Consider the following 23478-nt stretch of genomic DNA (forward strand, 5'->3'; position numbering starts at 1 on the left):
ACGGCTAAGCTCCTAGAGCATCGGACCCCAAAGTGGACACCACTTTTGGGATCCACCCGATGCTCAATCCCTTTAGCGGCGCATCGTGCGGAAAACCGGATCCACTTTTCCGCACGATGCGCCAGAAGTCAGCGGAGCCGGTCATGCGCCTGTCGATCGTCACATCAGCCGTCGTCGCGGCCCTGGTGGGTTTCGGCAGCACGATCGCCATCATCATCGCGGCCGCCCAGGCGGTGGGTGCCGATGCGGCACAGACCTCGTCGTGGGTGGCAGCCCTGTGCCTGGCCATGGCAGCCACGAGCGGGTTTTTGAGCGTCCGCTATCGCATGCCCGTCGTAACCGCATGGTCGACCCCGGGCGCAGCTCTCATTGCCGCCTCAACCGGCATCTCCATTCATGCGGCGGTCGGCGCCTTTCTTCTGGCCGGCGGCCTCATCGTGCTGGCTGGCTTCGTCAAGCCGTTCGGGCGGCTGATCGAGCGCATTCCCACCCCCATCGCCGCAGCGATGCTGGCAGGCGTCCTGCTTCAGTTCGTTGTCGGGGTCTTTCAAAGCGCTCAAGGAGCGCCCGGCCTCGTCTTGCCCCTGGTCGGCATCTTCCTCGTCGTCCGTCTGTTCAATCCTGCCCTCGCCGTGCTGTCGGTGCTCTTCGTCGGGCTGGGCATCGCCTTCGGTGGCGGTCTTGCTCAGCCGGTCACGTCCGATCTCACCTTGTCCACCCTCACCTTCATCGCTCCCGCCTGGGATCCCACGACCCTGATCGGGCTTGGTCTGCCCCTGTTCGTGGTGACAATGGCCTCCCAGAACCTGCCGGGCTTTGCGGTGCTCAAGGCCTCCGGCTACGAGCCACCTTCCAGCCCGATCCTCGCCGCGACGGGGTTCGCCTCGATCATCACCGCCTTCTTTGGCGCCCATACGAGCAACCTCGCGGCGATTTCAGCCGCGATCTGCACCGGACCCGACACGCATCCTGACCCGAAGAAGCGCTGGATGGTCGGTCCGTTCTATGCCCTGAGCTATCTGGTCTTCGCCGCCTTCAGCGCAGCGCTCATCGGCCTGATCGGCGCGCTCCCGCCGGAACTGATCAAGACAGTCGCGGGTCTCGCTCTGATGGGTGCCTTCATGGGTGCCCTGGGCTCCGCCCTCTCCGACGACACCAGGCGCTTCCCGGCCATCGTAACCCTCACCGTCACGGCTTCCGGACTCACCCTCTTCGGCATCGGATCGGCCTTCTGGGGTCTGGTTGCCGGTCTCATCACGCTGGGCCTCGATTTCCTAGCCCTCGCATTACGCAAGCGCGCATGATCTGGACGGCAGCCTCCGTTAAGCTTAAAACTTCGTTACGAAGAACAAGAACGGGGGCCCTCATGGCCGGGATGAAGCATGCGGGGCGGCTTGCCGCTATGGTCGTGACAGCGGCTCTGGGAGCCTGCCAGGGATCGTTCAGCGGATCGCCGGAGGGCGTTCCGGTGGCCCTGGAGAGCATCGACGGCGCCCCGACTCCCATCCGCACGGCCCTGGTCGACGAACTGACCAGCGCGGCAACCGATCGCAAGGTCGATCTCGTCGGCGCCAGCGCCCAGGCGCGCTACCGGGTACGCGGCTATTTGTCGACCTCGACCGAAGATGGGGAAACCAAGGTGGCCTATGTCTGGGACGTCTTCGATTCCCAGAAACGCCGGGCCAAGCGCCTGGCGGGATCGAGCCCGGCTCCCGCCTCCTCCATCTCGAATCTCGATAAGGCGGCACTCGCCAAGCTGGCGCAGGCCAGCATGGACGAGATCGCCGAATTCCTGACGGCGTCCAAGTCCGAAACCGTGTCCGAAACGCCCGCCACGCCCGAATCACCCATTCAGACAGCGGAGGTCTCGGGCGAGGAACCCTCTGTTGCGATGCAGTGATTGCATGGCCACAGGCCAAACTTGCAGCGTATCGAAGACCTTCATGTATTGTGACGGTTTCATATCGCTGCTAAGAGCCTTGCGCCCAGCCGTGCAGGAATTATGGCATTGCGCAGCGGGTGTTATCGGTCACTCGAAGCCAAAGTTGCTTGCATGAAGCTCGTTGCGGGAAATTCCAATCGTCCGCTGGCGGAGGCCATCTCCACCTATCTCAACGTTCCGTTGGCCAAGGCCCAGGTCAGGCGCTTTGCGGACATGGAGGTCTTCGTCGAGATCCAGGAAAACGTGCGCGGCGAGGATACCTTCATCATCCAGTCGACCTCGTATCCCACGAACGACCACCTGATGGAGCTTCTGATCATTACGGATGCGCTGCGCAGGGCCTCGGCCCGCCGCATCACGGCAGTGATCCCCTATTTCGGCTATGCCCGCCAGGACCGGAAACCTGCCGCCCGTACCCCGATTTCCGCCAAGCTCGTCGCCAACATCATCGCTCATGCGGGTGTCGACCGCGTGCTGACGCTGGACCTGCATGCGGGTCAGATCCAGGGCTTCTTCGATATTCCGACCGACAACCTCTTCGCCGCTCCCACCCTGGCGCGCGACATCAAGGATCATCTCGACGGCGGCAACCGCATGGTGGTCTCGCCTGACGTGGGAGGCGTGGTGCGCGCCCGCGCGCTCGCCAAGCGTATCGACGCGCCGCTCGCCATCGTCGACAAGCGCCGTGAGCGTCCCGGCGAATCCGAGGTGATGAACATCATCGGTGACGTGTCCGGCCGCTCCTGCATCCTTATGGACGACATCGTCGATTCCGGCGGCACCCTGGTGAACGCCGCCGACGCCCTCCTGGCCAACGGGGCGAAGGAGGTCTACGCCTACATCACCCACGGCGTCCTCTCCGGCGGCGCAGTGGCCCGCATCGCGGGCTCCCGGCTGAAGGAACTCGTGATCACCGATTCGATCATGCCGACCGAAGCCGTGAAGGTGGCCCATAATATCCGGGTCATCTCCATCGCCCAGCTCATGGGCGAGGCTATCGGCCGCACGGCAACGGAAAGCTCGGTGTCGAGCCTGTTCGACTGATTGCCGAGACGGTCATGGCCCGATGGTCATGGCCTCCCGCTCCTTCAGATCGCCGCGCGGCGGTTGGCCAGGATGCCGCCGGCCATGATGCCTGCAAGCCCTGCGAAGGACAAAGCCGTCAGCACGTCTCCGAACAGGATGGCGGCGAGCAGCACGCCGAAGCCCGTGCCCCAATAGCCGATCTGGCTGAACACCACCGGCCCTGCAATCTGCTGCAGACGGAAGTTCATCACCTGCGACAGGGCTGACATCGCTCCCAAGCCTATCAGCCATGAGAGGATCGCGGGGTCGGCGAATCTCCAGATCAGGGGCGTCTCGAAGACGGGCGCCATCAGGGCCACCATCACGCTGGAGGTGAGCGATGCGCCGCAGGAGAAAGCGAGCGCCGATGTCCCCTTCGGCCACCAGGCCGACCGAATGATGTTGCCCGCCGCCGCGCAGACCGGGATCGCCAAGCCGACGGCCACCCGGACCGGCTGCCCGATGTCGATCTGCAGGACCTGCTGCTGAACCAGGGCGATCATGCCCGTGAAGCCGATCACGATCCCGATGAAGCGGCGCAGGAACATCCGCTCGATGCCGAGGCCCGCCGCGAAGGTCATGGTGAGCAGCGGCGACAGGCAATAGACGATGGACGTGTAGGCAGGCCCCACCCTCTCGATGACGAAGTAGGACAGCACGCTGGGCACCGCGAAGCTGACGAGACCTAGGACGACATACAGCACCAGATGCTCCGGCGCGGTCGGGATCTTCTGCCGGAAGGCGGCGAGCCAAGGCAGCAGGAACAATCCGGCGCCCAAATTGGCGAAGACGCCAAGCTGAAAGGGCTGAATGCCGGTCTCCAGCGCCACCTTGTTCATCATGATCCGGCTGGCAAAGAGGAACCCGCACAGGCCGAGAAGGCCGATGGCCGATTCCGACGCACCGGAGAGACGCGCTGCGATCATGGAGGCACCCCCGGGTAGGGCTCTCGTGCGACTTGGCCTACGATATGTTGCAAGAGGCACGACAGGAATTTATCTTGATGCGAAGATAAATAGGCGATTATCTCGATGTCAAGACAAATTGAACCTGCTTCCCCTGCCGGTTCTCAGGACGGGATCGACGAACGACGCGCCCAATGGGCGGCAGAGCTCCCGGAGATCGATACGCGCGGCATGGCGATCCTGGGCCGCGCCCGCTGGATCACGCTGACGGCCCGCCCGCCCATCGAAGCCATCTTCAAGGCCCATGGACTGGACAGCGGCGAGGCTGATGTCCTGTTCTCGCTGCTTCGATCCGGGCCGCCCTACCGGCTCCGCCCGACGGAGCTGTTCCGGTCCCTGATGATCTCGTCCGGCGGCCTCACGGACCGCCTGAACCGTCTCACCAAGGCCGGCTTGATCCGACGAGCCAGCGCCGAGGGTGACGGGCGCAGCCTGCCGGTGGAGCTCACGGAGGAAGGGATCGCGCGCGCGCGGGAGGCCTTTCGGGAGGACATGGCGATCGAGGCGGCCATGCTCGACGGGCTGACCGAGGACGAGCAAGTCCGGTTGGCCGACCTCCTCAGGAAGCTCGCATCGACGGTCACGGCCACGCGGCCCTTTGGCTGAGCGTTGTCGGGCAGGCCACCCGAACGGCAGCCAACTTGTTGCATTTTCGGTGGTTGTTCTCTATAAGCCGCGTCGCGCCCGCTCGACACCCTTGGAGGCACGGGCGCGGACCTCATGGCCGCCGGTAGGTTTTTCAAGAAACCTGGGCGGCCATCGGTTTTTAAACCCATTTCAAAGGACCACGACCATGAGCGAAGCAAAGCAAATCAAGGCCGTGGCGCGCGACCGGGCCGGCAAGGGGGCCGCCCGGGCCGTTCGTCGCCAAGGCCAAGTTCCCGCCGTCATCTACGGAGCCGGCCAGCCGGCCCAGGCGATCGCCCTCGACTTTAATCAGACCAAGCAGCTGATCTTCGCCGGTCACTTCCTGACCACGATCTTCGAGATCGATGTGGACGGCAACACGGTTCGCGCCATTCCGCGCGACTACCAGCTCGACCCGGTGCGGGATTTCCCCGTCCATGTCGACTTCCTGCGCCTCGCGCAGGGTCAGGCGATCAAGGTCGTGGTGCCGGTGCACGTGGTCGGCCAGGAGAAGAGCCCCGGCGTGAAGCGCGGTGGCGCGCTCCAGATCGTCGAGCACTCGGTGGAACTGCTCGTTCCGTCCGACGCGATCCCGGACTTCATCGAGGTTTCGATTGCCGACCTCGAAATCGGCTCCTCGGTTCACCTCAACGACATCGCCCTGCCGAACGGCGCCAAGGCGACCTCGACCGAGAACATGACCCTCGTGACCGTCGTGGCCCCGACCGGCCTCACGGAGACGGATGCGGCTCCGGCTGCTGCCGAAGGCACCGCTGCTGCCTAATCGGCTTTGACGGGCGTTCAAGCCCATCGATCGGCTTCGACGCTCCGACCGCAAGGCCGGAGCGTTTCTTATGAGCAGGACACGCGATGCGCCTCTTCGTCGGCCTCGGCAATCCCGGATCGCGCTACGCCAGGAACCGCCACAATATCGGTTTCATGGCCGTGGACGAGATTGCGCGCGTGCACAACGCGGGCCCCTGGCGCAAACGCTTCCATGCGGAAACGGCGGACGCGCTGATCGGGGGCGAGAAGGTCCTGCTGATCAAGCCGCAGACCTATATGAACCTGTCCGGCCAGGCGGTGGGAGAAGCGCAGAACTTCTTCAAGATTCCGCTGCATGACGTGACGGTCTTCTACGACGAGCTCGATCTTCCGCCCGCCAAGCTGCGCGTGAAGATCGGCGGCGGCAATGCCGGCCATAACGGGCTTCGCTCCATCTCGGCCCATTGCGGCAACGAGTATCGCCGCGTACGCCTCGGCATCGGCCATCCCGGCCACAAGGCTCTGGTGCAGAACCATGTGCTGGGCGATTTCGGAAAAAGCGAAGGGGCCTGGGTCGACGACCTGTGCCGGATCATCGCAGACAACGCTGCCCTTCTCGCCAAGGCTGAGGACGGGAGCTTTCAGAACAAGGTCCACATCGCCATGGAGGCGAGAGGCTGGACGGACGTGAAGCGGCCCGGAGAAAAGGCCAGCACAATCAAGGAGTGAGGCCATGGGCTTCAAAATGGGCATCGTCGGCCTGCCGAATGTGGGCAAGTCGACTCTCTTCAACGCTTTGACTCAGACGGCGGCCGCGCAGGCCGCCAACTATCCATTCTGCACCATCGAGCCCAATGTGGGCGACGTGGCCGTGCCGGATGAGCGGCTCGATCAGCTCGCAGGGATCGCCAGTTCGGCGCAGATCATCCCGACGCGCCTCACCTTCGTGGACATCGCGGGCCTCGTGCGCGGCGCGTCCCGGGGCGAAGGTCTCGGCAACCAGTTCCTCGCCAATATCCGCGAAGTCGATGCCATCGCCCATGTGGTGCGCTGCTTCGAGGACACGGACATCACGCACGTCGAAGGCAAGATCGATCCCATCGCCGACATCGAAACCATCGAGACCGAGCTGATGCTGGCCGACCTCGACAGCCTGGAGAAGCGCGTCACCGCGCTCGAGAAGAAGGCCAAGGGCAACGACAAGGAAGCGAAGGAAACCCTCGATCTCGTCAACCGCACCCTGCCCCTGCTGCGCGAGGGCAAGCCGGCCCGTCTGGTGGAACGCAAGGCCGAGGAAGAGCGCCTGTTCCAGATGCTCGGCCTCCTCTCCTCCAAGCCCGTGCTTTACGTCTGCAACGTGGAGGAAGCTTCCGCCGACAAGGGCAACGAATTCTCTGCACGCGTTTTCGAGCGCGCCAAGGAAGAAGACGCCAAGGCCGTCGTCGTCTCGGCCAAGATCGAGAGCGAAATCGCGGTTCTGCCACCCGAGGAGCAGAAGGACTATCTCGACGCCGTGGGCCTCGAGGAACCCGGCCTCAACCGGGTGATCCGCGCCGGCTACGAACTGCTTGGCCTGATCACCTATTTCACCGTCGGCCCGAAGGAAGCCCGCGCGTGGACGATCACCAGGGGCACCAAGGCGCCCGGGGCCGCCGGCGTGATCCACACGGATTTCGAGAAGGGCTTCATCCGCGCCGAGACCATCGCCTATGCGGACTACACCTCGCTCAAGGGCGAGGCCGGCGCACGCGATGCGGGCAAGCTGCGGCTGGAAGGCAAGGAATACACGGTGCAGGACGGCGACGTGATGCACTTCCGGTTCAATACTTAAGAGAAACGAATCCTCTGATCCTTGAGGACGGCTTTCTCCTGCATCCACTCCTGGTCATGGCCGGTCTTGTGCCGGCCATCCCAGTCCGAGAAACGCCGCGGACTTCTTAATGAGGTCACCGGCACAAGGCCGGTGATGACATGGAGGCTGGAAAAGAGGCTCTTCAGCAATCTGTCGGAATCCTGAACAGGGGCTTTTTCGTCCGTTCAGGGCCGTTCTGCGACAAAGCCTGCATGAAGGATGTGATTCATGCAGGCTTTTTTTGACAACTTCGTCTCTCCCGGGCTCGGCAATGCCGAATTCCTCATCGGCGTGCTCGTGGCCTGCGGCTTTCTCATGATCGGCATTTCGTCCCTGCTGCCCAGGAGCGGCAACGACAAGCTCGAGTGGTGGGAGCGCTAGCGCGTCGTGCGGACCCGAAGGGCCGCAGCAGCGATCGTGAGGTCGTTTGCGCACTCCTCAGGCTCGAAGAGGCTGCAGGTGCTATCGATGGCCTGCCGCTTTCAGGATGAGCGAAGCGATGATGTCGGGCTGCGAGATGAGCGAGAGATGGCTCGCCTTCACCTCGATCGTTTCCGCCCCCATCCGCTTGGCCATGAAGCGTTGCAGGTCGGGATTGATTGTTCGGTCATCCGTCGAGACGGCATAAAAGCTCGGCTTCGACCGCCAGGCCGCCTGCCCCGTCCTGCCGGCCAGCAATGCCTTGTGGAACGGCTCTTGCACGGCATAGAGCACCTTCGCCCGTTCCTCCGGCAGATCACCCGCGAAGTCGCGCAGGAACGCGGCCTCGCTGAGCATCCCCTCATCGCCGTCGTACACGATTCCTGCCGTCGCCGGAGGCGCCGGATACTGCATAGCGAGGGCCGCGTAGTCCTCGCCGGCATCGGGTGCCCGTGCCGCCACGTAGACGAGCGAAGAGACCCTCGGGTCGACACCCGCTTCCGTGACGATCATGCCGGCGAAGGAGTGCCCGGCCAGCACGGTGGGCCCTTCCTGACGGGCCAGCACGCGCCGGGTCGCCGCAACGGCCTCGTCGAGACTCGTCAGTGGGTTTTGAACGGACGTGACGTCGAGCCCGGCTGCCTGCAGGCGCGGAATGACTTCGGACCAGCACGACCCATCGGCGAACAGCCCGTGCACGAGCACGACGTTCCTTGCGGCCGGGACAGGATCCGCAGCTCGTGCCGGGCCCGAACGAAGCGGTGTCGCTGCGGCAATGGCCACGAGCGATCCAAGGAAAGTGCGGCGATCCATCATGGAAGGCTCCCAGGAGCCGATGTGCCGCACAGGTTTCCAGACAATTATGAAGATTGTGGGTCTTCGTACCGTTTGTGGCGGTGGATCGCCCGCTCAGAATCCGAACGGAGCGGTGCTTCGGAGCTTTGCCGGCGAAGTGGCCAAGCGGAATCTGCTCTAGGGAAGCCGCAGCGCCTTCGGTCCGATCCCGAGGCCGATCTGCAGGCTCTCCGCGATGCGCCGCGCTCGGTCCACGAAGAAATCCGCCACATCCGGCTCGCAGATGTCCTGAGCCGTCTTATCGAACAGCGATAGCCAGCGGGCGAACAGCTCCGGCGTGAGCGGAAGGCCAAAATGGGCGGCCTGCGGCTTGCCCTGGTAGCGGCCGGTTCTCAGCGCAATCGAGGACCAGAAATCCACCATCAGCGCCAGATGCTGGCTCCAGCGGCCGGAAAGAGCCTTATGGAAGATGGGGCCGAGCTCCGGATCGCGGATCACCCGGTCGTAAAAGGTTTCAACGAGCTGCCGGATCAGATCCTCCGAAACGCCTTCGGCCGGGCTGACAATCGGGATGCTGCGGCCTGTGGCGGCTGAATCGGCCAATGCCTTTCTCCTGCTCAATCCGTCCGGACATGACCGCATGCCCCTGTCCGGGTCAATCTGCCCATTGAAGGGCAGATTGTCTCTCTGGCCGGAGCATCGGCCCCAAAGTTTGCACCACTTTTGGGATCCATCCGACGCTCAATCCTTGAGTGGCGCGTCACCCGGTGCGGAATAACGGGGCCATTTTTCCGCACGATGCGCCATGATCCAGATCAAAACGGATCGTTCCGGAACCTTGAGCGTTGAAGCCTTGTCGTCTTCAATGCTTGGCCATGCAGCTTCACCATCAACATTCCTGGGACCTCTCCCCCTCCGAGGCCATCGCCCTTCAGCAGCGACTGAGAACGGAGGTCGTGTCCGACCGCCCCATCGATCTCGATGCGGTGCAGCTTGTGGCTGGCGTCGACGTGAGCGTAAAGAACGAGCAGTCGCAGGCGGCTATCGTCGTGGTCACCTATCCGGGCTTCCTGCCGGTGGAGACAGTGCTGGCGCAACGCCCGACCCCCTTTCCCTATGTTCCGGGTCTCCTGAGCTTTCGCGAGGGCCCGGTTCTCGAAGAGGCATTCGAGAAGTTGAAAGCCGAGCCGGACGTCTTCCTCTTCGACGGCATGGGCATCGCCCATCCTCGCCGCATCGGCATCGCGAGCCATATGGGCCTGTGGCTCCAGCGCCCCACTGTCGGCTGCGGCAAGACGCTCCTGTGCGGACGCTACAAGGATCTGGGCGAGGAGAAAGGCTCCGCCGCTCCCCTGGTCGACCGCAAGGAGGTCATCGGCGTCGCGTTGCGCACCCGCACGGCCAAGAATCCGATGTTCATCTCCCCCGGACACCTGGCCGATATTCCGACGGCGGCCGAACTCGTCCTGCGCTGCTCCCCCAAATACCGCCTGCCCGAACCGATCCGGCTCGCGCATAACGCGGCCGGGCAGTTTTCGCCCTGAGACCTGTCCACAACCCAAAAGCCTGCTTTCGGCATCAGCTGCACGAAGGCTACCCAAAAGCCGGACCACGATGCGTCCGGAGAGAACGGGAGCACCGAACTCATCCAAAAAGTGGATTCCACTTTCAGGCCCGATGCTCTAGGGCGAGCTCAACAGGGGATTGCTCATGCGTACGTTCGAAGATCTTCCTCCGGGCCTGACCGAGACTTTCGGCCCTCTCACCGTGTCGAAGGACGACATCCTCGCCTTCGCGCGAGAATACGATCCGCAGCCCTTTCACGTGGACGAGATTGCCGCCAAGGACAGCTTCATCGGCACGTTGATCGCCTCGGGCTGGCACAGCTGCAGCCTCAACATGCGCCTCCTCGCCGATGGGCTGATCCTGGATTCCTCCTCCATGGGATCGCCGGGCATCGAGGAAGTGAAATGGGTGAAGCCCGTCAGGCCCGGCGACACCCTGCGCTCGCGCATGACGGTTCTGGAGAGCCGCATCTCCAAGAGCAGGCCCTCGCTCGGTCTGGTGCGGTTCCATTTCGACATGCTGAACCAGGCCGACGAAACCGCTTTGACCCAGACCAACTGGGTGATGTTCGCAACCAGGGATGCCGAACCGTTCGAAGGCGAGGGCCCCAACGCCCTCGCGGCCGCAGCGGACGCCCTGCCCGGCTCCGCGCCGGAGCGGGATCTCCCGCTGATCTCGGCCAATCCCTATTTCGAGGATCTCGTCGTCGGCGAGACCGAGGAACTGGGTTCCTACACCTTCACGCCCGAGGACATCATCGGCTTTGCCCGGCAATTCGACCCCCAGCGCTTCCACGTGGATGCCGAGGCCGCCAAGAACAGCCTGTTCGGCGCCCTGTGCGCCTCGGGCTGGCATACGGCAAGCGTCTGGATGAAGCAGATGATCGGCCACCGCGACCGCATCCGCGCCTATGCGCTCAGCCGCGGCGAGCAGCCCGCGCGGCTCGGCCCCTCCCCCGGCTTCTCCAACCTGAAATGGCTCAAGCCCGTCTATGCAGGCGACACGATCACCTACCGCTCGTCCGTGACCGCCAAACGCGCCTCCGCGTCCCGCCCCGGCTGGGGCCTGGTGTTCCATCACAACACGGGCACGAACCAGAATGGGGAAGAGGTGTTCGCGTTCGACGGGATGGTGTTCTGGGAAAGGCGGGCTTGAGAGGTCGCTGACGGCTTGCCACCGGCCTCCGCTGTCGTCCCCGTGACGGCAGGAATTCACGGAGACGACGCGTGGGAAGAAAGCGCGACGGCAGCGCCTCCGCTCGATCCTGCATTGTCAGCGGCTATGGATTCCGGGCTCGGCTGCGCCGCCCCGGGATGACGCCATAGAGATCAATGCCCCTCGAAGCTGACGAGGCTGCGCACCTCGACGCCGAGGTCGCGCAGCTTCGAGGCGCCGCCGAGATCGGGCAGGTCGATGATGAAGCAGGCGGCGATGATGTTGGCGCCCATCTGGCGCAGGAGCTGGCTGGCCGCGACCGCCGTCCCGCCGGTGGCGATGAGGTCGTCCACGAGGATCACCCGCTCGTCCTGGCCAATGGCATCGGTGTGGATCTCCATCTCGTCGACGCCGTATTCGAGCGAATAGGCGATCCGCACGGTCTCATGGGGCAGCTTGCCCTTCTTGCGGATCGGCACGAAGCCCGACGAGAGCTGATGCGCGATGGCGCCGCCCAGGATGAAGCCGCGCGCCTCGATGCCCGCCACCTTGTCGACACGCCCTCCCGCGAAGGGATGAACGAGTTCGTCCACCGAGCGCCGGAAGGCCCGCGCGTCGCCCAGCAGAGTCGTGATGTCCCGGAAGATGACGCCGGGCTTTGGATAATCCGGAATCGAGCGGATCGCGGATTTCAGGTCGGTGAGGAGACGCTGGTCCATGGGGTCAAGCCTGCCTGGGTGTCGAATTGAGGTGGAACTGAAAGCACTGTAAGCGCAAGAGGCGAGCGATCACGCTTGCGAGGGGTTTAGCACTCGCCCGGCCACCGCATCCAACTTTTTCAAAAGCTCCGGATCGCGGGCCGATGGAGCCGTCATGATGGCGCCGTCGAGTGCCCGGTCGGAGCCTGCGGGGCATGGCTCGTGCTCGGCCGGAAAGTCCTTGGCAACGCGGGCGATCAGACGGGCCACCTTCGTGGCATTCTGGTGCGCGACGGCGACGACGGAGGCCACGTCCACATTGTCGTGCTCCGGATGCCAGCAATCGTAGTCGGTCACCATGGCGATGGTGGCATAGGTGATCTCGGCCTCGCGGGCGAGCTTGGCCTCCGGCATCGCCGTCATGCCGATCACGTCGTAGCCGAGCTTCTTGTAGGTCATCGACTCGGCGTAAGTCGAGAATTGCGGGCCCTCGATGCACACCAGCGTGCCGCCGAGAGTGAACGGAATCGCTTCCGCCACCGCCGCATCGGCGATGCGCTGGCGCAGCAGCGGGCCGACCGGGTGCGCCATGGGCACATGGGCGACGCAGCCCCGACCGAAGAACGAGCTTTCGCGCCTGTGCGTGCGGTCCACGTATTGGTCCACCAGCACGAAGAAGCCGGGATAATACTCGTCCTTGAACGAACCGCAGGCCGAGACCGAAATCAGGTCGGTGACGCCGGTGCGCTTCATCACGTCGATATTGGCCCGGTAGTTGATGTCGGACGGCGACAGGCGATGGCCGCGCCCATGGCGGGGCAGGAAGGCGATCTCGGTCTCGCCGATGCGCCCGATGCGCAGCACATCCGAGGGCTCGCCCCAGGGAGAACCGATGCGTTCCTCGCGCATATCCTCGAGCCCCGGCAGATCGTAGACCCCCGATCCGCCGATAATGCCTAGAACCGCCTTCGCCATCTGATCCTCGCCTGCCTGGGGCTGTTATGGCTCAGTCATATCCGAGGATGAACGGCGTCCCAAGCATCACCTTCCGATCAAGGGGATTGCCGCGATCTCGTCCGTCACAAGGCAGGGAAAGAGCGTCTCGCGAACGAGCCTGATCTGCTTGACGAGCGCCATGATGAAGACAGGCAAGCTCTCGATGCGCTCGATGACGTCGTCCGGAATGGAGGCTTTCGTCCGGTAGCGCGCCAAGGTCGTGTGGATCAGATCGTAGGTGATCGGGCTTGCGCCCGGCGGCGGCGGGATGTCGCGGACGATCCTCTTCCGGATGGCTTCGATCAGGCCGGTTTCCTCGGTCGCAGTCGCGATGATGGCCGTATCGGTGACCTTGAGCCGGGAGAAGCGCAGTTCCAGGGTTCGATGACCGGTGCAGAGCTCCTCCAGGAGGCCCTGGCTTCGCCGGGCGATGCTCTGCCAGTAAGCGTCCTTGTCGAAGGCTCCCTTCACCGTCACCAGCGGATAGATGGTGACATGCAGCCCATGCTTGGGTCCGACATGCAGCGGTTCCGGCCAGAGTTCGACGAAGGCCCGCTGCACCGCCTCGAAGGCGGCCCGGGTCTCAGGCTCCAGGCTGGGTTGGACGTGATAGGCGAGACAGGGCAGGCCCCAGATGTCGTCGGCGATGGTCTGCAACATGGATACCGGGATAAAGCCGGCTCGACACCGTGTCACTAGGGCGCCGGATGATTTCTCTGATGGAGGTTGGATGCAATCCACCTCTTCCGTCATCACCGGCCTTGTGCCGGTGATCTCGATCGAATGAGGCTGGTCGCTCCTCACATCGGGATGGCTGGGACAAGCCCGGCCATGACATCTAAAGGCTCAACCACTCTTCGCTGTCGCGGCGCTTCGGATCAGCACGAAACACCAGAAAAGAAAAAGGCCCCGAAGCGGGGCCTTGATCGTTATGGGTTGTGCGTCATCGGGGGCGTGGCGTGGCCTTCGACCTCGCCGCCCACCCGGGCCCACACCTTCTTCTTGGTGAAGTAGAGCAGGCCGGCCAGGACGATCAGGAACAGGATGACCTGGAAGCCGAGGCGCTTGCGAGCCTCGAGGTGCGGTTCCGCCGTCCAGGTGAGGAAGGCCGTCACGTCGCGGGCATACTGCTCCACGGTCTCGGGCACCTGAGGCTGGCCGGCCTCATTCTTCGGATACTCGACCTGGCCATCGCTGAGCGGCTTCGGCATCGCGATCACGTGGCCCGGATAGTAGTGGTTGTAGTGACCGCCGGTCGGCACCGTGAAACCCGCCGGGGCTTCCTCGTAGCCGTTGAGCAGCGCCGCCACGTAGTCCGCGCCGTTCTCCGAATACTGGCGGAACACGTCGGTGATGAACCAGGGGAAGCCGCGTTCGTAGGTGCGGGCCTTGGCCATCAGGGACAGGTCCGGCGGAGCCTTGCCGCCGTTCGCCGATGCGGCGGCGTTCTCGTTCGGGAACGGAGACGGGAAGTGGTCGGCCGCACGACCGGGACGCTCGAACATGTCGCCGGCTTCGTTCGGGCCGTCCTGGATCTTGTATTCCGCCGCCAGAGCGCGGACCTGGGCCTCGGAGAATTCCGGGCCGCCGGGCTGGTGCAGGTTGCGGAAGGTCACATAGCTCAGGCCGTGGCAGGAGGAGCAGACCTCCCGGTAGACCTTGAAGCCACGTTGGAGCTGAGCCCGGTCGAAAGTGCCGAACGGACCCTGGAAGCTCCACTTGAGCTGCGGCGGGACCGGGGTTTCGCCGGCAGCGAAAGCCGGGGCGGCGAAGCCGAGAACGGCGGCTGCGATGAGAAGAGTACGCTTCATCATTGTTTATGTTTCCTCGACTCTCGCATCAGCCCTTGGAATGCGGCTCGGCATTGGCGCCGGCCGGAATGCCAGCCCCGCCCTTCTGCACGCCCATCACGGATTCGAGGATCGAATTCGGCAGCGGCAGCGGACGCTCGACGAAGCCGAGCACCGGCAGAATGATCAGGAAGTGGGCGAAGTAGTAGGCCGTGCAGATCTGGGAGGCGATCACGTACCAGCCCTCGGCCGGGCGGGAACCCAGCCAGCCGAGCACGAAGCACACGACCACGAAGATCCAGAAGAACTGCTTGTAGAGCGGACGATAGGCCGTGGAACGAACCTTGGAGGTGTCGAGCCAGGGCATGAACACCCAGATCACGATGGCCGAGCCCATGGCGATGACGCCGCCGAGCTTGTCGGGGATGGCGCGCAGGATCGCGTAGAACGGCAGGAAGTACCATTCGGGAACGATGTGCGAAGGCGTTACGGCCGGGTTCGCCGGGATGTAGTTGTCCGCATGGCCGAGATAGTTCGGCATGTAGAACACCCAGTAGGCGAAGAAGATCATGAACACCACGACGGCGAAGATGTCCTTGATCGTGGCATAGGGGGTGAACGGAACCGCGTCCTTGCCCGACTTGATCGGAATGCCGGTCGGGTTGTTCTGGCCCGGCACGTGCAGCGCCCAGATGTGCAGGATCACGACGCCCGCGATCATGAAGGGCAGCAGGTAGTGCAGGGAGAAGAAGCGGTTCAGGGTCGGGTTGCCCACCGAATAGCCGCCCCAGAGGTAGCTCACGATGGTCTCGCCGACGAGCGGGATCGCGGAGAAGAGGTTCGTGATCACGGTGGCGCCCCAGAAGCTCATCTGGCCCCAGGGAAGCACGTAGCCCATGAAGGCGGTGGCCATCATCAGCAGGAAGATGATCACGCCGAGGATGTAGAGAACCTCACGGGGCGCCTTGTAGGAGCCATAGTAGAAGTTCCGGAAGATGTGGACGTAGACGGCGACGAAGAACATCGACGCGCCGTTGGCGTGCAGATAGCGGATCAGCCAGCCATAGTTCACGTCGCGCATGATGTGCTCGACGGACTGGAACGCCATGCCGGCATTCGGCGTGTAGTACATCGCCAGGAACACGCCGGTCACGATCTGCGCGACGAGCATGAACGCCAGGATGGCGCCGAAGGTCCAGAAATAGGTCAGGTTCCGCGGAACCGGGAAGGCAATGAAGGACGAGTGGACGAGGCCTGCGATGGGCAAACGGCTCTCGAACCACTTACCGAAGGCGCTCTTGGGAACGTAAGTTGTGGGATGGTCGCTCATGGATATCGCCTGATCGTCGCGGAGGGTTACGCCGTGGCCTCTTGGCCGATCACGATTTTCGTGTCGGACGCGAAGGTATAGGGCGGAATCGGCAGGTTGATCGGCGCCGGACCGCCGCGGACGCGGCCAGAGGTGTCGAAGATCGAGCCGTGGCAGGGGCAGAACCAGCCATGATACTCACCCTGCTGGCCGAGCGGCACGCAGCCCAAGTGGGTGCAGTTGCCGTAAACGATGAGCCACTGAGCCTTGCCCGGCTTCACGCGCGCCGAGTCGGCCTGCGGGTCGCGCAGAGAGGCGACGTTCACATCCTCGGCCGCCTTGATCTCCTCGGCCGTACGGTGGCGGATGAAGATCAGCTTGCCGCGCCAGAAAACCTTGACGATCTGCCCTTCGGCGATCGGGGTCAGGTCGACCTCGACGGGCGCGCCGGCCGCCACCGTCGCCGCGTCGGGCGCCAGGGACTGGACGAAGGGCCATACCAGGGTGGCTCCGCCGACAACGGCAGCTGCGCCCGTGGCGATGTAGAGGAAATCGCGCCGTGTCGGCTCAGCGACATGAGTGGTGGTCTCGGCCACTTGGCTCTCCAGCATTGATCAAAAAACGAGAACCGCGCATCGGCAATGCCTTGGGAACCCAGGCATTTGGCACACGAGGTCCAAAATGGAACAAGCATGCGCGGCGACGCACGCGCAATGCGACTGGGAGTCGCCGCGCGGTGGCTCTTTGGCACGGTCAAGCCCGCCTGTCCATAGCCGGATTGGAGTTGTTCCAGCCTGTGGCGCAAAATGCCGCCGGCTCACATACCCCTGAGCGCTCCCTTGACGCCGGGGCCCGTTGCCCCGATGACGGGCCTATGCCCCGTCTTGCCATCTATCAGCCGGACATTCCGCAGAATACCGGCACCATGCTGCGCCTTTCCGCCTGCCTCGGCGTGCCGGTGGAGATCATCGAACCTGCGGCCTTCGACGTGTCCGACCGGAACCTGCGCCGCTCCGGCATGGATTATCTCAACCATGTCACGATCACGCGGCACATATCCTGGCGCGCCTTCGAGGCTTGGCGGCAGGAGGCCCAGGGCCGTCTGATCCTGACCACCACCAAGGGCGCCATCCCGTATGCCGATTTCGCCTACCGGCCCAACGACATCATCCTGGTCGGCCGCGAATCCGCCGGGGTGCCGGAGGAGGTCCACCGGGCGGCGGATGCCAGGGTCATCATCCCCATGCAGCCCGGCATGCGCTCCCTGAACGTCGCCGTCACCGCCGCCATGATCCTCGGCGAGGCCCTGCGGCAGACGAACACGTTCCCCCATCCGGGAGTGACGGCTCCGTGACAGCCAAACGCCAGCCTCATCTGAAAGTCTGCCCGGACATATATCCTCCCGTTGTCATCACCGGCCTTGTGCCGGTGATCCCGATCCGAAAAGCGCCGCTCTTTTCCTTATCGAGATGGCCGGGACACGCCCGGCCATGACGGAGAGAATGTCATTCTGGGCCAACCTATCAGGATAGAGTCCGCATATGATCCGAAAGACAGCATTGCCATGAACGACACAGCCCCCATCGAGCGCCTGCAGACAGAGGCTCCCATCTGGTTCGCGTTGCTGCGTGACCGGATCTGCGCCGCGTTCGAGGCCCTGGAGGATGAGGTGACGGCTCCCCTCCCCGGAGGCGTCCGAGCCCGGCCGGTTCGAGCGCACACCCTGGGAGCGCAAGGACCATGGCGGCGCTCCCGGCGGCGGGGGTGTCATGTCCATGATGGGCGGCCGCGTGTTCGAGAAGGTGGGCGTGCATGTCTCCACGGTGCATGGAGAATTCGCGCCGGAATTCCGCGGCCAGATCCCGGGCTCCGATCAGGATCCGCGCTTCTGGGCCGGCGGCATCTCGCTCATCGCGCACCCATGGAACCCGAATGTTCCAACGGTGCACATGAACACCCGCTTCGTGGTGACCACGAAGCCCTGGTTCGGTGGTGGAGCTGATCTCACGCCCGTGCTCGACCGGCGGCGGACTCAAGGGGATCCGGACACCATCGCTTTCCACCAGGCCATGGAGGAAGCCTGCCAGGCCCATGCGCCGGAAGGCTCCTACGAGAAGTACAAGAAGTGGTGCGACGAGTACTTCTTCCTCAAGCACCGCCACGAGGCGCGCGGCATCGGCGGCATCTTCTACGACTACCATTGGACCGGAAATCCGGACGAGGACTTCGCCTTCACCCGCCATGTGGGCGAGGCCTTCCTCAAGGTCTATCCGGAGATCGTCCGGCGCAACGCCACCAAGCCCTGGACGGAAGAAGATCGCATCGAGCAGCAGGTGCGGCGCGGACGCTACGTGGAGTTCAACCTGCTCTACGACCGGGGGACGATCTTCGGCCTGAAGACCGGCGGCAACATCGCGTCGATCCTCTCCTCCATGCCGCCGACGGTGCGCTGGCCTTAAGGGCTGGGCACCCATCCCGGAGCCGCGCAGCGGAGCCCGAGATCGTCTCTGACGTCTCAACGTCATCACCGGCCTTGTGCCGGTGATCCCGATCAAGAAAAGCGCAGCGTCTCACAGGATCGGGGTGGCCGGGACAAGCGCGGCCATGACCTGGGAGGGAGTGAGGCGGCGGATTGATCCAAAGCCCTAAGCCTGCTCCAGCACCCGTCTGAGCAAATCCTGCGCATAGACCTCGTCCGTCCGGCAGCCCTCCGCCAGCCAGGCCTGGCGGGCCCGCGCGAGCAGTTCACCGATCTTCGGCCCTTTCGGGATGCCGCCCTCGACGAGATCGGCCCCGCGCAAGGGGAAGACCGGCACCGGCTCAGTACCGCTGCGGAAGCGGTCGAGAGCCTCACGGGCATCGGCATGGACGATGGGAAAGGGTTCGCCGGTCGTGGCCGCCAGGACGACAGCGAGGGTCTCGACCTGATGATCAGCCGCCAGACGGCGGACGGCCGCTGCGTCCAGGGGCAAGGCCCAGGTCTTGAGACGGCCTAAGAGATCGGCATAGGCGACGAGCTTCTTATGCTCGTCGTTGGAGAGCCGCAAAAGCTCCCGCAACCGCTCCGCATCTTCCTCGACCATGACGGCGAGCGCCGCCAGGCGCCAGACTGGGACAGGATCCTCCGTGTCATAAGCCGCCACCCGACTGAGGCGCCCGAATTCGGCAGCACCGCCGAGGAGCCATGTGAGGAAGCCGTGATCGGCCAGGATGCGGATCGTGTCCTCGGCCCGCCGGGCGACGAGCAGCCTCAGAAGTTCGTGCCGGATGCGCTCCTTCGAGAGGAGCGCCAGTCCCTGCCGCTCGGCTCCCGATGCGGCGAGCCCCTCCGGGTCGGGATCGGTTTGCGCATATTCCGCGTGGAAACGGAAGAAGCGCATGATCCGCAGGTAATCCTCGCGGATGCGGGTGCGGGCGTCTCCGATGAAGCGGACACGCCGGGCCGCCAGATCCGCCACGCCGTCGGTGTAGTCGTAAAGCCGTCCGTCGAGACCGAGCGAGAGGGCATTAATGGTGAAATCGCGGCGCATGGCATCGAGCACGAAATCGCGTCCGAAATGCACGACCGCATGCCTTCCATCCGTTTCCACATCCTCGCGCAGGGTCGTGATCTCGTAAGGCTCGCCGGCGACGATGACTGTGATCGTGCCGTGCTCGATCCCGGTCGGCACCGCCTTGAAACCGGCGGCCTTCGCGCATTCGACGATGGCCTCGGGCAGCATGGTGGTGGTGCAATCCACTTCGGTCACGGGCCGCCCGAGAAGGGCATTGCGCACGGCTCCGCCCACGATGCGCGTCTCCTCGACACCGTCATTGAAGACCTCCAGGAGGCGGCGCAGCGCGGGGCGCTCAAGAAGGCTTGCCAAAGCCTGTCGGTCGAGGGTTTCCATTACTCGAAATGTCCTGGGACGACCCGTCCGTTTTCCACATGGGTCGGCACATAATTGCCCGTCTGGCGCTCAGCCAAGAGGCCTGTCGCAACCAGCGAGACGATGACGAAACCCAAGCCCGCAATCGCAAGCCAGAGCGATTGATCGCTCCAGTGCGACCAAGTCAGCGGATTGCGGCGACGGCTGACGAGATAAACTGCGAAGAGGACGAACGGCAGAAGGAACAGCACAAGTCCCTGAATCACCGCTCGTGTCATGGTCTGTAGAGCCTCTCGTACAAATTGCGGATGATGCCCGCCGTCACGCCCCAGATGTAGCGTCCCTCGTAGGGCATTGCATAGTAGCGGCGAAGCCTGCCCTTCCATTCCCGCGAATGGAGTTCGTGGCGCGCGGGATCCATGAGGAAGCTGAGCGGCACCTCGAATGTATCGGCCACCTCGTCCAGATTGAGGTCGAGGGTGTAGGAGGGTGAGACCCGTGCCACTACCGGCATGACGAGATAATTCGTGGTGGACAAGTAGGCGTCGAGGTAACCGAGCGGGCTGATGAAGCGGCTGTCGAGGCCGATCTCCTCCATCGCCTCGCGGCAGGCTGCCGCCAGGATGGAAGCATCCTCCGGATCGACCCGCCCGCCCGGAAAGGCGATCTGCCCCGAATGCTGACGCAGATGCGCGGAGCGCTCGGTGAGAAGCAGCATCGGCTCCTCGCGCATGACGACGGGAACGAGGACCGCGGCCGGTTTCGGGGTCAGGGGATGGGCCAGGGGCACGTTGTCGAGGCTATGATCTCCCCTCGGATTGGCCAGAGCCTCCTCCGGATGCGGAGGTTCGGGCCGCAGCCGCTCGGCCGCCAGCGTCAGGAAATCCGGCGCGTCATGGGGTGCAAGCCGCATCAGGGCGCGCCCAATTCGCTGACAGGAGCGATGTGGAAGAACATACCACTTGCTGCCACACCGAACGTGGTAACTCCATCCACATCCTTTTCTTCACCCAAGGCGATCAGATCCAGCGCCAGGGTTCGCGTCACCCGCGCCCAGAGCTCACCCCGCACCTTTACATAAGGCCTTACCCCGCCATTGGCGTCCTGGTCGAAGCGCAAGGGATGCTCAGGCCCCACCTGTGCGAGATCGTCCACATTGGTTCGGAAGGCGATCTGGCGGCTATCACCATCGCCTTCCACAGCCATTTCCACCGCGAGGAACGGCACATCCTCGACCTCAATCCCGACCCGCTCGACGGGCGTGACGAGCACGTAACGCTCCGGATCCCTGCGCAGAACAGTCGAAAACAGTTTCACGAGAGCGGGACGATTTATGGGCGTGCCCATGTAATGCCATGTGCCGTCGGCCGCGATGCGCATGTCGATTTCGCCACAATACGCCGGATTCCAGCGCTCGACCGGCGGCGGTCCTTTCCGCTTCGCATCGGAGCCGAGCGCCTCTGTCAGGCGGGCCAGGGCATTCCCGGATATGGGGGGTGAGGGATCGGTCATGACGCAAGCGTGAACAGGAATCTGAACTTTATGGATCGACGAACGGCCATCGATTGTTACTTCCTAGAGCATAGAGTCCTCGGCGGTCTCGTCCACTCCATTCAGTCCTTTGCTGCGGCGCAACGACCCTTGCATCTCGACACGGATCGAAGGCAGACTAGCTACCGGGGGCAATTGCGAGTGAGAGGGAGAATGACCTCATGACGGCCAGCATTGCTCAAGCGCCTACCGCATTGGACGACGCGATCATCCGCAGCGCGGAGGCGACCCTTGAGACTGTCGGACGTGCCCGTGAGGCCATTCACACGGTCATTTTCGGCCAGGAAGACGTGGTCGACCTGACCCTCATCACCCTTCTGGCCGGCGGCCACGGCCTTCTCGTCGGCGTTCCAGGCCTCGCCAAGACGAAGCTCGTGGAAACGCTGGGCATCGTGCTCGGGCTCGATGCCCGCCGCATCCAGTTCACGCCGGATCTGATGCCCTCCGACATCTTAGGCTCGGAAATCCTCGATGAGGGCGTCGACCGACGCCGCTCCTTCCGTTTCGTGAAGGGTCCGGTCTTCGCGCAGCTTCTGATGGCCGACGAGATCAACCGTGCGAGCCCGCGCACCCAATCCGCCCTGCTCCAGGCCATGCAGGAGCATCACGTTTCCGTGGGCGGCGAGCGGCACGACCTGCCGCAACCCTTCCATGTGCTCGCCACGCAAAACCCTATCGAGCAGGAAGGCACCTATCCCCTCCCCGAGGCGCAGCTCGACCGCTTCCTGCTCGAGATCGACGTCGGCTATCCGACGCGTGATGCCGAGCGACGCATCCTGATCGAAACGACGGGTGCCGAAGAGCATAAACCCTTGGCGGTCATGAATGCCGAGGCGCTCATGAACGCCCAGCGACTGGTTCGCCGCCTGCCGGTCGGTGAGAGCGTGGTCGATGCGATCCTCGACCTCGTGCGCTCGGCCCGCCCGGAGGGAGACGGGATCGATGGCGTGACCGACAAGATCCTGTGGGGCCCCGGCCCTCGCGCTAGCCAGGCCTTGATGCTGGCGGTGCGCGCCCGCGCGCTGATCGAGGGCCGTGTAGCCCCTTCCATCGCCGACGTGATGGCTCTCGCCGAGCCGGTGCTGAAGCATCGCATGGCGCTGACCTTCTCCGCCCGGGCGGATGGAGAAACGATCAAGAGCGTCATCGGCCGGCTCACCTCGCGGCTGGTAGGCTAGGCCCCGTCATGACCCGTGTCCGGGTCCTCCCCGAAAGCGCCCGCTCGCCGGGCCGCCGTGAAACGGAGAGCGCGCTCTCCCTCGCCGATCGGATGCCGCACCTCGTGCTCGAGGCGAGGCGCGTCGCCGCGAACCTCGCCCACGGCATTCACGGCCGCCGGCGCGCCGGCACCGGCGAAACCTTCTGGCAGTTCCGTCCCTTCGTCACCGGAGAGGCGGCGCATCGCATCGACTGGCGCCGCTCGGCCCGTGACGACCGGCTCTATGTGCGCGAGCGCGAGTGGGAAACGGCCCAGACCGTCTGGTTCTGGATCGACCGTTCCGCCTCCATGGGCTACGTATCGGACCTGGCGCAGGCGCCCAAAATCGAACGCGCCATCGTGCTCGGCCTTGCACTCGCGGACAGCTTCGTCGAGGCCGGAGAGCGGGTCGGCATGCTGGGTCTCATGCCGCCGCGCGCCACCCGGCGCATCGCGGAAACGATGGCCCAGACCCTGGTGACGGACCGCTCCTCGCTCGAGGAAGACCTTCCGCCGCAGGCTCCCGTCGCGCCGCAGCATGAAGCCGTGCTGATCAGCGATTTCCTGTCGCCCGTGCGCGACATTACCGCCATGGTCGAAGGCATCTCGTCGCGTGGGGCGCGCGGGCATCTGGTGATGATCGTCGATCCCGTCGAGGAGACCTTCCCGTTCCAGGGGCAGGCCGTTCTGCACGATCTGGAAGATGGCCTCTCGCTGCGGATCGGAGATGCGATCTCCTGGGGCCGGGCCTATCGCCTGCGGATCGAGCAGCACCGGGAAGAGCTTCAGGAACTCGCCCGCCGCCGCGGCTGGACGCTGACCATTCATCGCACCGACCGTCCTGCCAGCGAAGCGGCTTTGCGCATCATGACGCTCGTGTCGACCTCTCGCGGCACCGGTTTGGGAGGGCGCTGA

At 64.3% G+C, this 23478-nt stretch carries 27 protein-coding genes and 1 pseudogene; 14 read left to right on the forward strand and 14 right to left on the reverse strand.

Going from position 1 to position 23478, the window contains the following annotated elements; genetic code table 11:
* Nucleotides 1–143 precede the first annotated feature (143 nt).
* From ACD578_RS15070 to ACD578_RS15080, 3 genes are all read left to right on the forward strand, one after another.
* Entirely contained in the window at nucleotides 144–1304 is a 1161-nt protein-coding gene (locus ACD578_RS15070) for a benzoate/H(+) symporter BenE family transporter (RefSeq protein ID WP_404293885.1), read from the forward strand.
* A gap of 62 nt (nucleotides 1305–1366) precedes the next feature.
* Nucleotides 1367–1900 carry a hypothetical protein gene (locus tag ACD578_RS15075; RefSeq protein ID WP_404286206.1) on the forward strand — a complete coding sequence of 178 codons (534 nt, stop codon included), beginning with the start codon at nucleotides 1367–1369 and terminating at the stop codon, nucleotides 1898–1900.
* 153 nt (nucleotides 1901–2053) lie between these two features.
* Entirely contained in the window at nucleotides 2054–2986 is a 933-nt protein-coding gene (locus ACD578_RS15080; protein ID WP_152710313.1) for a ribose-phosphate pyrophosphokinase, read from the forward strand.
* A 44-nt stretch (nucleotides 2987–3030) separates the two neighbouring features.
* On the opposite strand, the gene ACD578_RS15085 is transcribed toward ACD578_RS15080, so the two are convergent.
* On the reverse strand, nucleotides 3031–3933 hold the full coding sequence (locus ACD578_RS15085) for a DMT family transporter (protein WP_404286209.1): 903 nt from the start codon (nucleotides 3931–3933) through the stop codon (nucleotides 3031–3033).
* A 105-nt stretch (nucleotides 3934–4038) separates the two neighbouring features.
* On the opposite strand from ACD578_RS15085, the gene ACD578_RS15090 reads away from it, so the two are divergent.
* The 4 genes from ACD578_RS15090 to ychF all read left to right on the forward strand — a co-directional run bounded on the left by ACD578_RS15090 (nucleotide 4039) and on the right by ychF (nucleotide 7195).
* Nucleotides 4039–4578, forward strand: coding sequence for a MarR family winged helix-turn-helix transcriptional regulator (locus ACD578_RS15090; protein ID WP_404286210.1), 540 nt, complete (start codon nucleotides 4039–4041; stop codon nucleotides 4576–4578).
* Between the two features lie 187 nt (nucleotides 4579–4765).
* The gene (locus ACD578_RS15095; protein ID WP_404286212.1) at nucleotides 4766–5383 is read left to right on the forward strand and encodes a 50S ribosomal protein L25/general stress protein Ctc; all 618 of its coding nucleotides are present in this window, start codon (nucleotides 4766–4768) and stop codon (nucleotides 5381–5383) included.
* 86 nt (nucleotides 5384–5469) lie between these two features.
* The gene (pth, locus tag ACD578_RS15100; RefSeq protein WP_404286214.1) at nucleotides 5470–6093 is read left to right on the forward strand and encodes an aminoacyl-tRNA hydrolase; all 624 of its coding nucleotides are present in this window, start codon (nucleotides 5470–5472) and stop codon (nucleotides 6091–6093) included.
* Nucleotides 6094–6097: 4 nt separating this feature from the next.
* Nucleotides 6098–7195 carry a redox-regulated ATPase YchF gene (gene ychF, locus ACD578_RS15105; protein WP_152710308.1) on the forward strand — a complete coding sequence of 366 codons (1098 nt, stop codon included), beginning with the start codon at nucleotides 6098–6100 and terminating at the stop codon, nucleotides 7193–7195.
* Here ychF and ACD578_RS15110 read toward each other — a convergent pair.
* Nucleotides 7192–7365: a hypothetical protein gene (locus ACD578_RS15110; protein ID WP_404286216.1), complete on the reverse strand. Its 174-nt coding sequence runs from the start codon at nucleotides 7363–7365 to the stop codon at nucleotides 7192–7194. The two genes, ychF and ACD578_RS15110, sit on opposite strands and share 4 nt — an antisense overlap.
* Before the next feature lie 79 nt (nucleotides 7366–7444).
* Here ACD578_RS15110 and ACD578_RS15115 point away from each other — a divergent pair, with 79 nt between their 5' ends.
* The gene (locus ACD578_RS15115; RefSeq protein ID WP_153885289.1) at nucleotides 7445–7597 is read left to right on the forward strand and encodes a hypothetical protein; all 153 of its coding nucleotides are present in this window, start codon (nucleotides 7445–7447) and stop codon (nucleotides 7595–7597) included.
* Nucleotides 7598–7678: 81 nt separating this feature from the next.
* Here ACD578_RS15115 and ACD578_RS15120 read toward each other — a convergent pair whose 3' ends face one another.
* Together ACD578_RS15120 and ACD578_RS15125 are read right to left on the reverse strand one after the other, a co-directional pair.
* Complete coding sequence (locus ACD578_RS15120; RefSeq protein WP_404286218.1) at nucleotides 7679–8452, reverse strand: alpha/beta fold hydrolase; 774 nt, start codon at nucleotides 8450–8452, stop codon at nucleotides 7679–7681.
* A gap of 156 nt (nucleotides 8453–8608) precedes the next feature.
* A complete protein-coding gene (locus ACD578_RS15125) occupies nucleotides 8609–9034 on the reverse strand; it encodes a group III truncated hemoglobin (RefSeq protein ID WP_404286220.1) in 426 nt (141 codons plus the stop codon).
* Nucleotides 9035–9306: 272 nt separating this feature from the next.
* On the opposite strand from ACD578_RS15125, the gene nfi reads away from it, so the two are divergent.
* Complete coding sequence (gene nfi / locus ACD578_RS15130; RefSeq protein WP_404286222.1) at nucleotides 9307–9975, forward strand: deoxyribonuclease V; 669 nt, start codon at nucleotides 9307–9309, stop codon at nucleotides 9973–9975.
* Nucleotides 9976–10135: 160 nt separating this feature from the next.
* A complete protein-coding gene (locus ACD578_RS15135; protein ID WP_404286224.1) occupies nucleotides 10136–11152 on the forward strand; it encodes a MaoC family dehydratase in 1017 nt (338 codons plus the stop codon).
* 173 nt (nucleotides 11153–11325) lie between these two features.
* Here the strand turns inward: ACD578_RS15135 and ACD578_RS15140 are convergent, their stop codons facing one another.
* From ACD578_RS15140 to petA, 6 genes are all read right to left on the reverse strand, one after another.
* On the reverse strand, nucleotides 11326–11871 hold the full coding sequence (locus ACD578_RS15140) for an adenine phosphoribosyltransferase (protein WP_404286225.1): 546 nt from the start codon (nucleotides 11869–11871) through the stop codon (nucleotides 11326–11328).
* A gap of 69 nt (nucleotides 11872–11940) precedes the next feature.
* Complete coding sequence (locus ACD578_RS15145; protein ID WP_404286227.1) at nucleotides 11941–12825, reverse strand: S-methyl-5'-thioadenosine phosphorylase; 885 nt, start codon at nucleotides 12823–12825, stop codon at nucleotides 11941–11943.
* Nucleotides 12826–12891: 66 nt separating this feature from the next.
* Entirely contained in the window at nucleotides 12892–13506 is a 615-nt protein-coding gene (locus ACD578_RS15150; protein ID WP_404286229.1) for a hypothetical protein, read from the reverse strand.
* Between the two features lie 269 nt (nucleotides 13507–13775).
* Nucleotides 13776–14660 (reverse strand): cytochrome c1, encoded by an 885-nt coding sequence (locus tag ACD578_RS15155; RefSeq protein ID WP_404286230.1) that lies wholly within the window; start codon nucleotides 14658–14660, stop codon nucleotides 13776–13778.
* Between the two features lie 25 nt (nucleotides 14661–14685).
* The gene (locus ACD578_RS15160; protein WP_152710300.1) at nucleotides 14686–15966 is read right to left on the reverse strand and encodes a cytochrome b/b6; all 1281 of its coding nucleotides are present in this window, start codon (nucleotides 15964–15966) and stop codon (nucleotides 14686–14688) included.
* 26 nt (nucleotides 15967–15992) lie between these two features.
* The gene (gene petA, locus ACD578_RS15165; RefSeq protein WP_404286232.1) at nucleotides 15993–16556 is read right to left on the reverse strand and encodes a ubiquinol-cytochrome c reductase iron-sulfur subunit; all 564 of its coding nucleotides are present in this window, start codon (nucleotides 16554–16556) and stop codon (nucleotides 15993–15995) included.
* 263 nt (nucleotides 16557–16819) lie between these two features.
* Between petA and ACD578_RS15170 the strand changes: the two genes are divergently transcribed.
* Entirely contained in the window at nucleotides 16820–17299 is a 480-nt protein-coding gene (locus ACD578_RS15170; protein ID WP_404286234.1) for a tRNA (cytidine(34)-2'-O)-methyltransferase, read from the forward strand.
* A 210-nt stretch (nucleotides 17300–17509) separates the two neighbouring features.
* Nucleotides 17510–18404 (forward strand): annotated as a pseudogene (hemF, locus tag ACD578_RS15175) (oxygen-dependent coproporphyrinogen oxidase).
* 186 nt (nucleotides 18405–18590) lie between these two features.
* Here hemF and ACD578_RS15180 read toward each other — a convergent pair.
* From ACD578_RS15180 to ACD578_RS15195, 4 genes are read right to left on the reverse strand one after another with little or no spacing between them, the layout of a single operon-like run.
* A complete protein-coding gene (locus tag ACD578_RS15180; protein ID WP_404286236.1) occupies nucleotides 18591–19835 on the reverse strand; it encodes a CCA tRNA nucleotidyltransferase in 1245 nt (414 codons plus the stop codon).
* Complete coding sequence (locus ACD578_RS15185; RefSeq protein ID WP_404286238.1) at nucleotides 19835–20092, reverse strand: DUF6111 family protein; 258 nt, start codon at nucleotides 20090–20092, stop codon at nucleotides 19835–19837. Before ACD578_RS15185 ends, ACD578_RS15180 begins: the two co-directional genes overlap by 1 nt.
* The gene (locus ACD578_RS15190; RefSeq protein WP_404286240.1) at nucleotides 20089–20727 is read right to left on the reverse strand and encodes a CoA pyrophosphatase; all 639 of its coding nucleotides are present in this window, start codon (nucleotides 20725–20727) and stop codon (nucleotides 20089–20091) included. Before ACD578_RS15190 ends, ACD578_RS15185 begins: the two co-directional genes overlap by 4 nt.
* Entirely contained in the window at nucleotides 20727–21326 is a 600-nt protein-coding gene (locus ACD578_RS15195; protein ID WP_404286242.1) for a DUF1285 domain-containing protein, read from the reverse strand. The genes ACD578_RS15190 and ACD578_RS15195 overlap by 1 nt, the downstream gene beginning before the upstream one ends.
* Before the next feature lie 200 nt (nucleotides 21327–21526).
* On the opposite strand from ACD578_RS15195, the gene ACD578_RS15200 reads away from it, so the two are divergent.
* Together ACD578_RS15200 and ACD578_RS15205 are read left to right on the forward strand one after the other, a co-directional pair.
* Nucleotides 21527–22543, forward strand: a complete 1017-nt coding sequence (locus ACD578_RS15200; protein WP_404286244.1) for an AAA family ATPase — start codon at nucleotides 21527–21529, stop codon at nucleotides 22541–22543.
* An 8-nt stretch (nucleotides 22544–22551) separates the two neighbouring features.
* Nucleotides 22552–23478: a DUF58 domain-containing protein gene (locus ACD578_RS15205; RefSeq protein ID WP_152710292.1), complete on the forward strand. Its 927-nt coding sequence runs from the start codon at nucleotides 22552–22554 to the stop codon at nucleotides 23476–23478.

It is taken from the genome of Microvirga sp. RSM25, assembly GCF_044784385.1.
Lineage (GTDB): Bacteria > Pseudomonadota > Alphaproteobacteria > Rhizobiales > Beijerinckiaceae > Microvirga > Microvirga tunisiensis.

Coding starts and splice junctions, on each gene's coding strand:
- ACD578_RS15075 (WP_404286206.1), top strand. CDS start 1,367: ATGGCCGGGATGAAGCATGCGGGGCGGCTTGCCGCTATGGTCGTGACA.
- ACD578_RS15150 (WP_404286229.1), bottom strand. CDS start 13,506: ATGTTGCAGACCATCGCCGACGACATCTGGGGCCTGCCCTGTCTCGCC.
- ACD578_RS15120 (WP_404286218.1), bottom strand. CDS start 8,452: ATGATGGATCGCCGCACTTTCCTTGGATCGCTCGTGGCCATTGCCGCA.
- nfi (WP_404286222.1), top strand. CDS start 9,307: ATGCAGCTTCACCATCAACATTCCTGGGACCTCTCCCCCTCCGAGGCC.
- ACD578_RS15145 (WP_404286227.1), bottom strand. CDS start 12,825: ATGGCGAAGGCGGTTCTAGGCATTATCGGCGGATCGGGGGTCTACGAT.
- ACD578_RS15090 (WP_404286210.1), top strand. CDS start 4,039: ATGTCAAGACAAATTGAACCTGCTTCCCCTGCCGGTTCTCAGGACGGG.
- ACD578_RS15080 (WP_152710313.1), top strand. CDS start 2,054: ATGAAGCTCGTTGCGGGAAATTCCAATCGTCCGCTGGCGGAGGCCATC.
- ACD578_RS15070 (WP_404293885.1), top strand. CDS start 144: ATGCGCCTGTCGATCGTCACATCAGCCGTCGTCGCGGCCCTGGTGGGT.
- ACD578_RS15180 (WP_404286236.1), bottom strand. CDS start 19,835: ATGGAAACCCTCGACCGACAGGCTTTGGCAAGCCTTCTTGAGCGCCCC.
- pth (WP_404286214.1), top strand. CDS start 5,470: ATGCGCCTCTTCGTCGGCCTCGGCAATCCCGGATCGCGCTACGCCAGG.
- ACD578_RS15155 (WP_404286230.1), bottom strand. CDS start 14,660: ATGATGAAGCGTACTCTTCTCATCGCAGCCGCCGTTCTCGGCTTCGCC.
- ACD578_RS15085 (WP_404286209.1), bottom strand. CDS start 3,933: ATGATCGCAGCGCGTCTCTCCGGTGCGTCGGAATCGGCCATCGGCCTT.
- petA (WP_404286232.1), bottom strand. CDS start 16,556: ATGCTGGAGAGCCAAGTGGCCGAGACCACCACTCATGTCGCTGAGCCG.
- ACD578_RS15140 (WP_404286225.1), bottom strand. CDS start 11,871: ATGGACCAGCGTCTCCTCACCGACCTGAAATCCGCGATCCGCTCGATT.
- ACD578_RS15185 (WP_404286238.1), bottom strand. CDS start 20,092: ATGACACGAGCGGTGATTCAGGGACTTGTGCTGTTCCTTCTGCCGTTC.
- ACD578_RS15200 (WP_404286244.1), top strand. CDS start 21,527: ATGACGGCCAGCATTGCTCAAGCGCCTACCGCATTGGACGACGCGATC.
- ACD578_RS15160 (WP_152710300.1), bottom strand. CDS start 15,966: ATGAGCGACCATCCCACAACTTACGTTCCCAAGAGCGCCTTCGGTAAG.
- ACD578_RS15190 (WP_404286240.1), bottom strand. CDS start 20,727: ATGCGGCTTGCACCCCATGACGCGCCGGATTTCCTGACGCTGGCGGCC.
- ACD578_RS15195 (WP_404286242.1), bottom strand. CDS start 21,326: ATGACCGATCCCTCACCCCCCATATCCGGGAATGCCCTGGCCCGCCTG.
- ACD578_RS15095 (WP_404286212.1), top strand. CDS start 4,766: ATGAGCGAAGCAAAGCAAATCAAGGCCGTGGCGCGCGACCGGGCCGGC.
- ACD578_RS15115 (WP_153885289.1), top strand. CDS start 7,445: ATGCAGGCTTTTTTTGACAACTTCGTCTCTCCCGGGCTCGGCAATGCC.
- ychF (WP_152710308.1), top strand. CDS start 6,098: ATGGGCTTCAAAATGGGCATCGTCGGCCTGCCGAATGTGGGCAAGTCG.
- ACD578_RS15205 (WP_152710292.1), top strand. CDS start 22,552: ATGACCCGTGTCCGGGTCCTCCCCGAAAGCGCCCGCTCGCCGGGCCGC.
- ACD578_RS15170 (WP_404286234.1), top strand. CDS start 16,820: ATGCCCCGTCTTGCCATCTATCAGCCGGACATTCCGCAGAATACCGGC.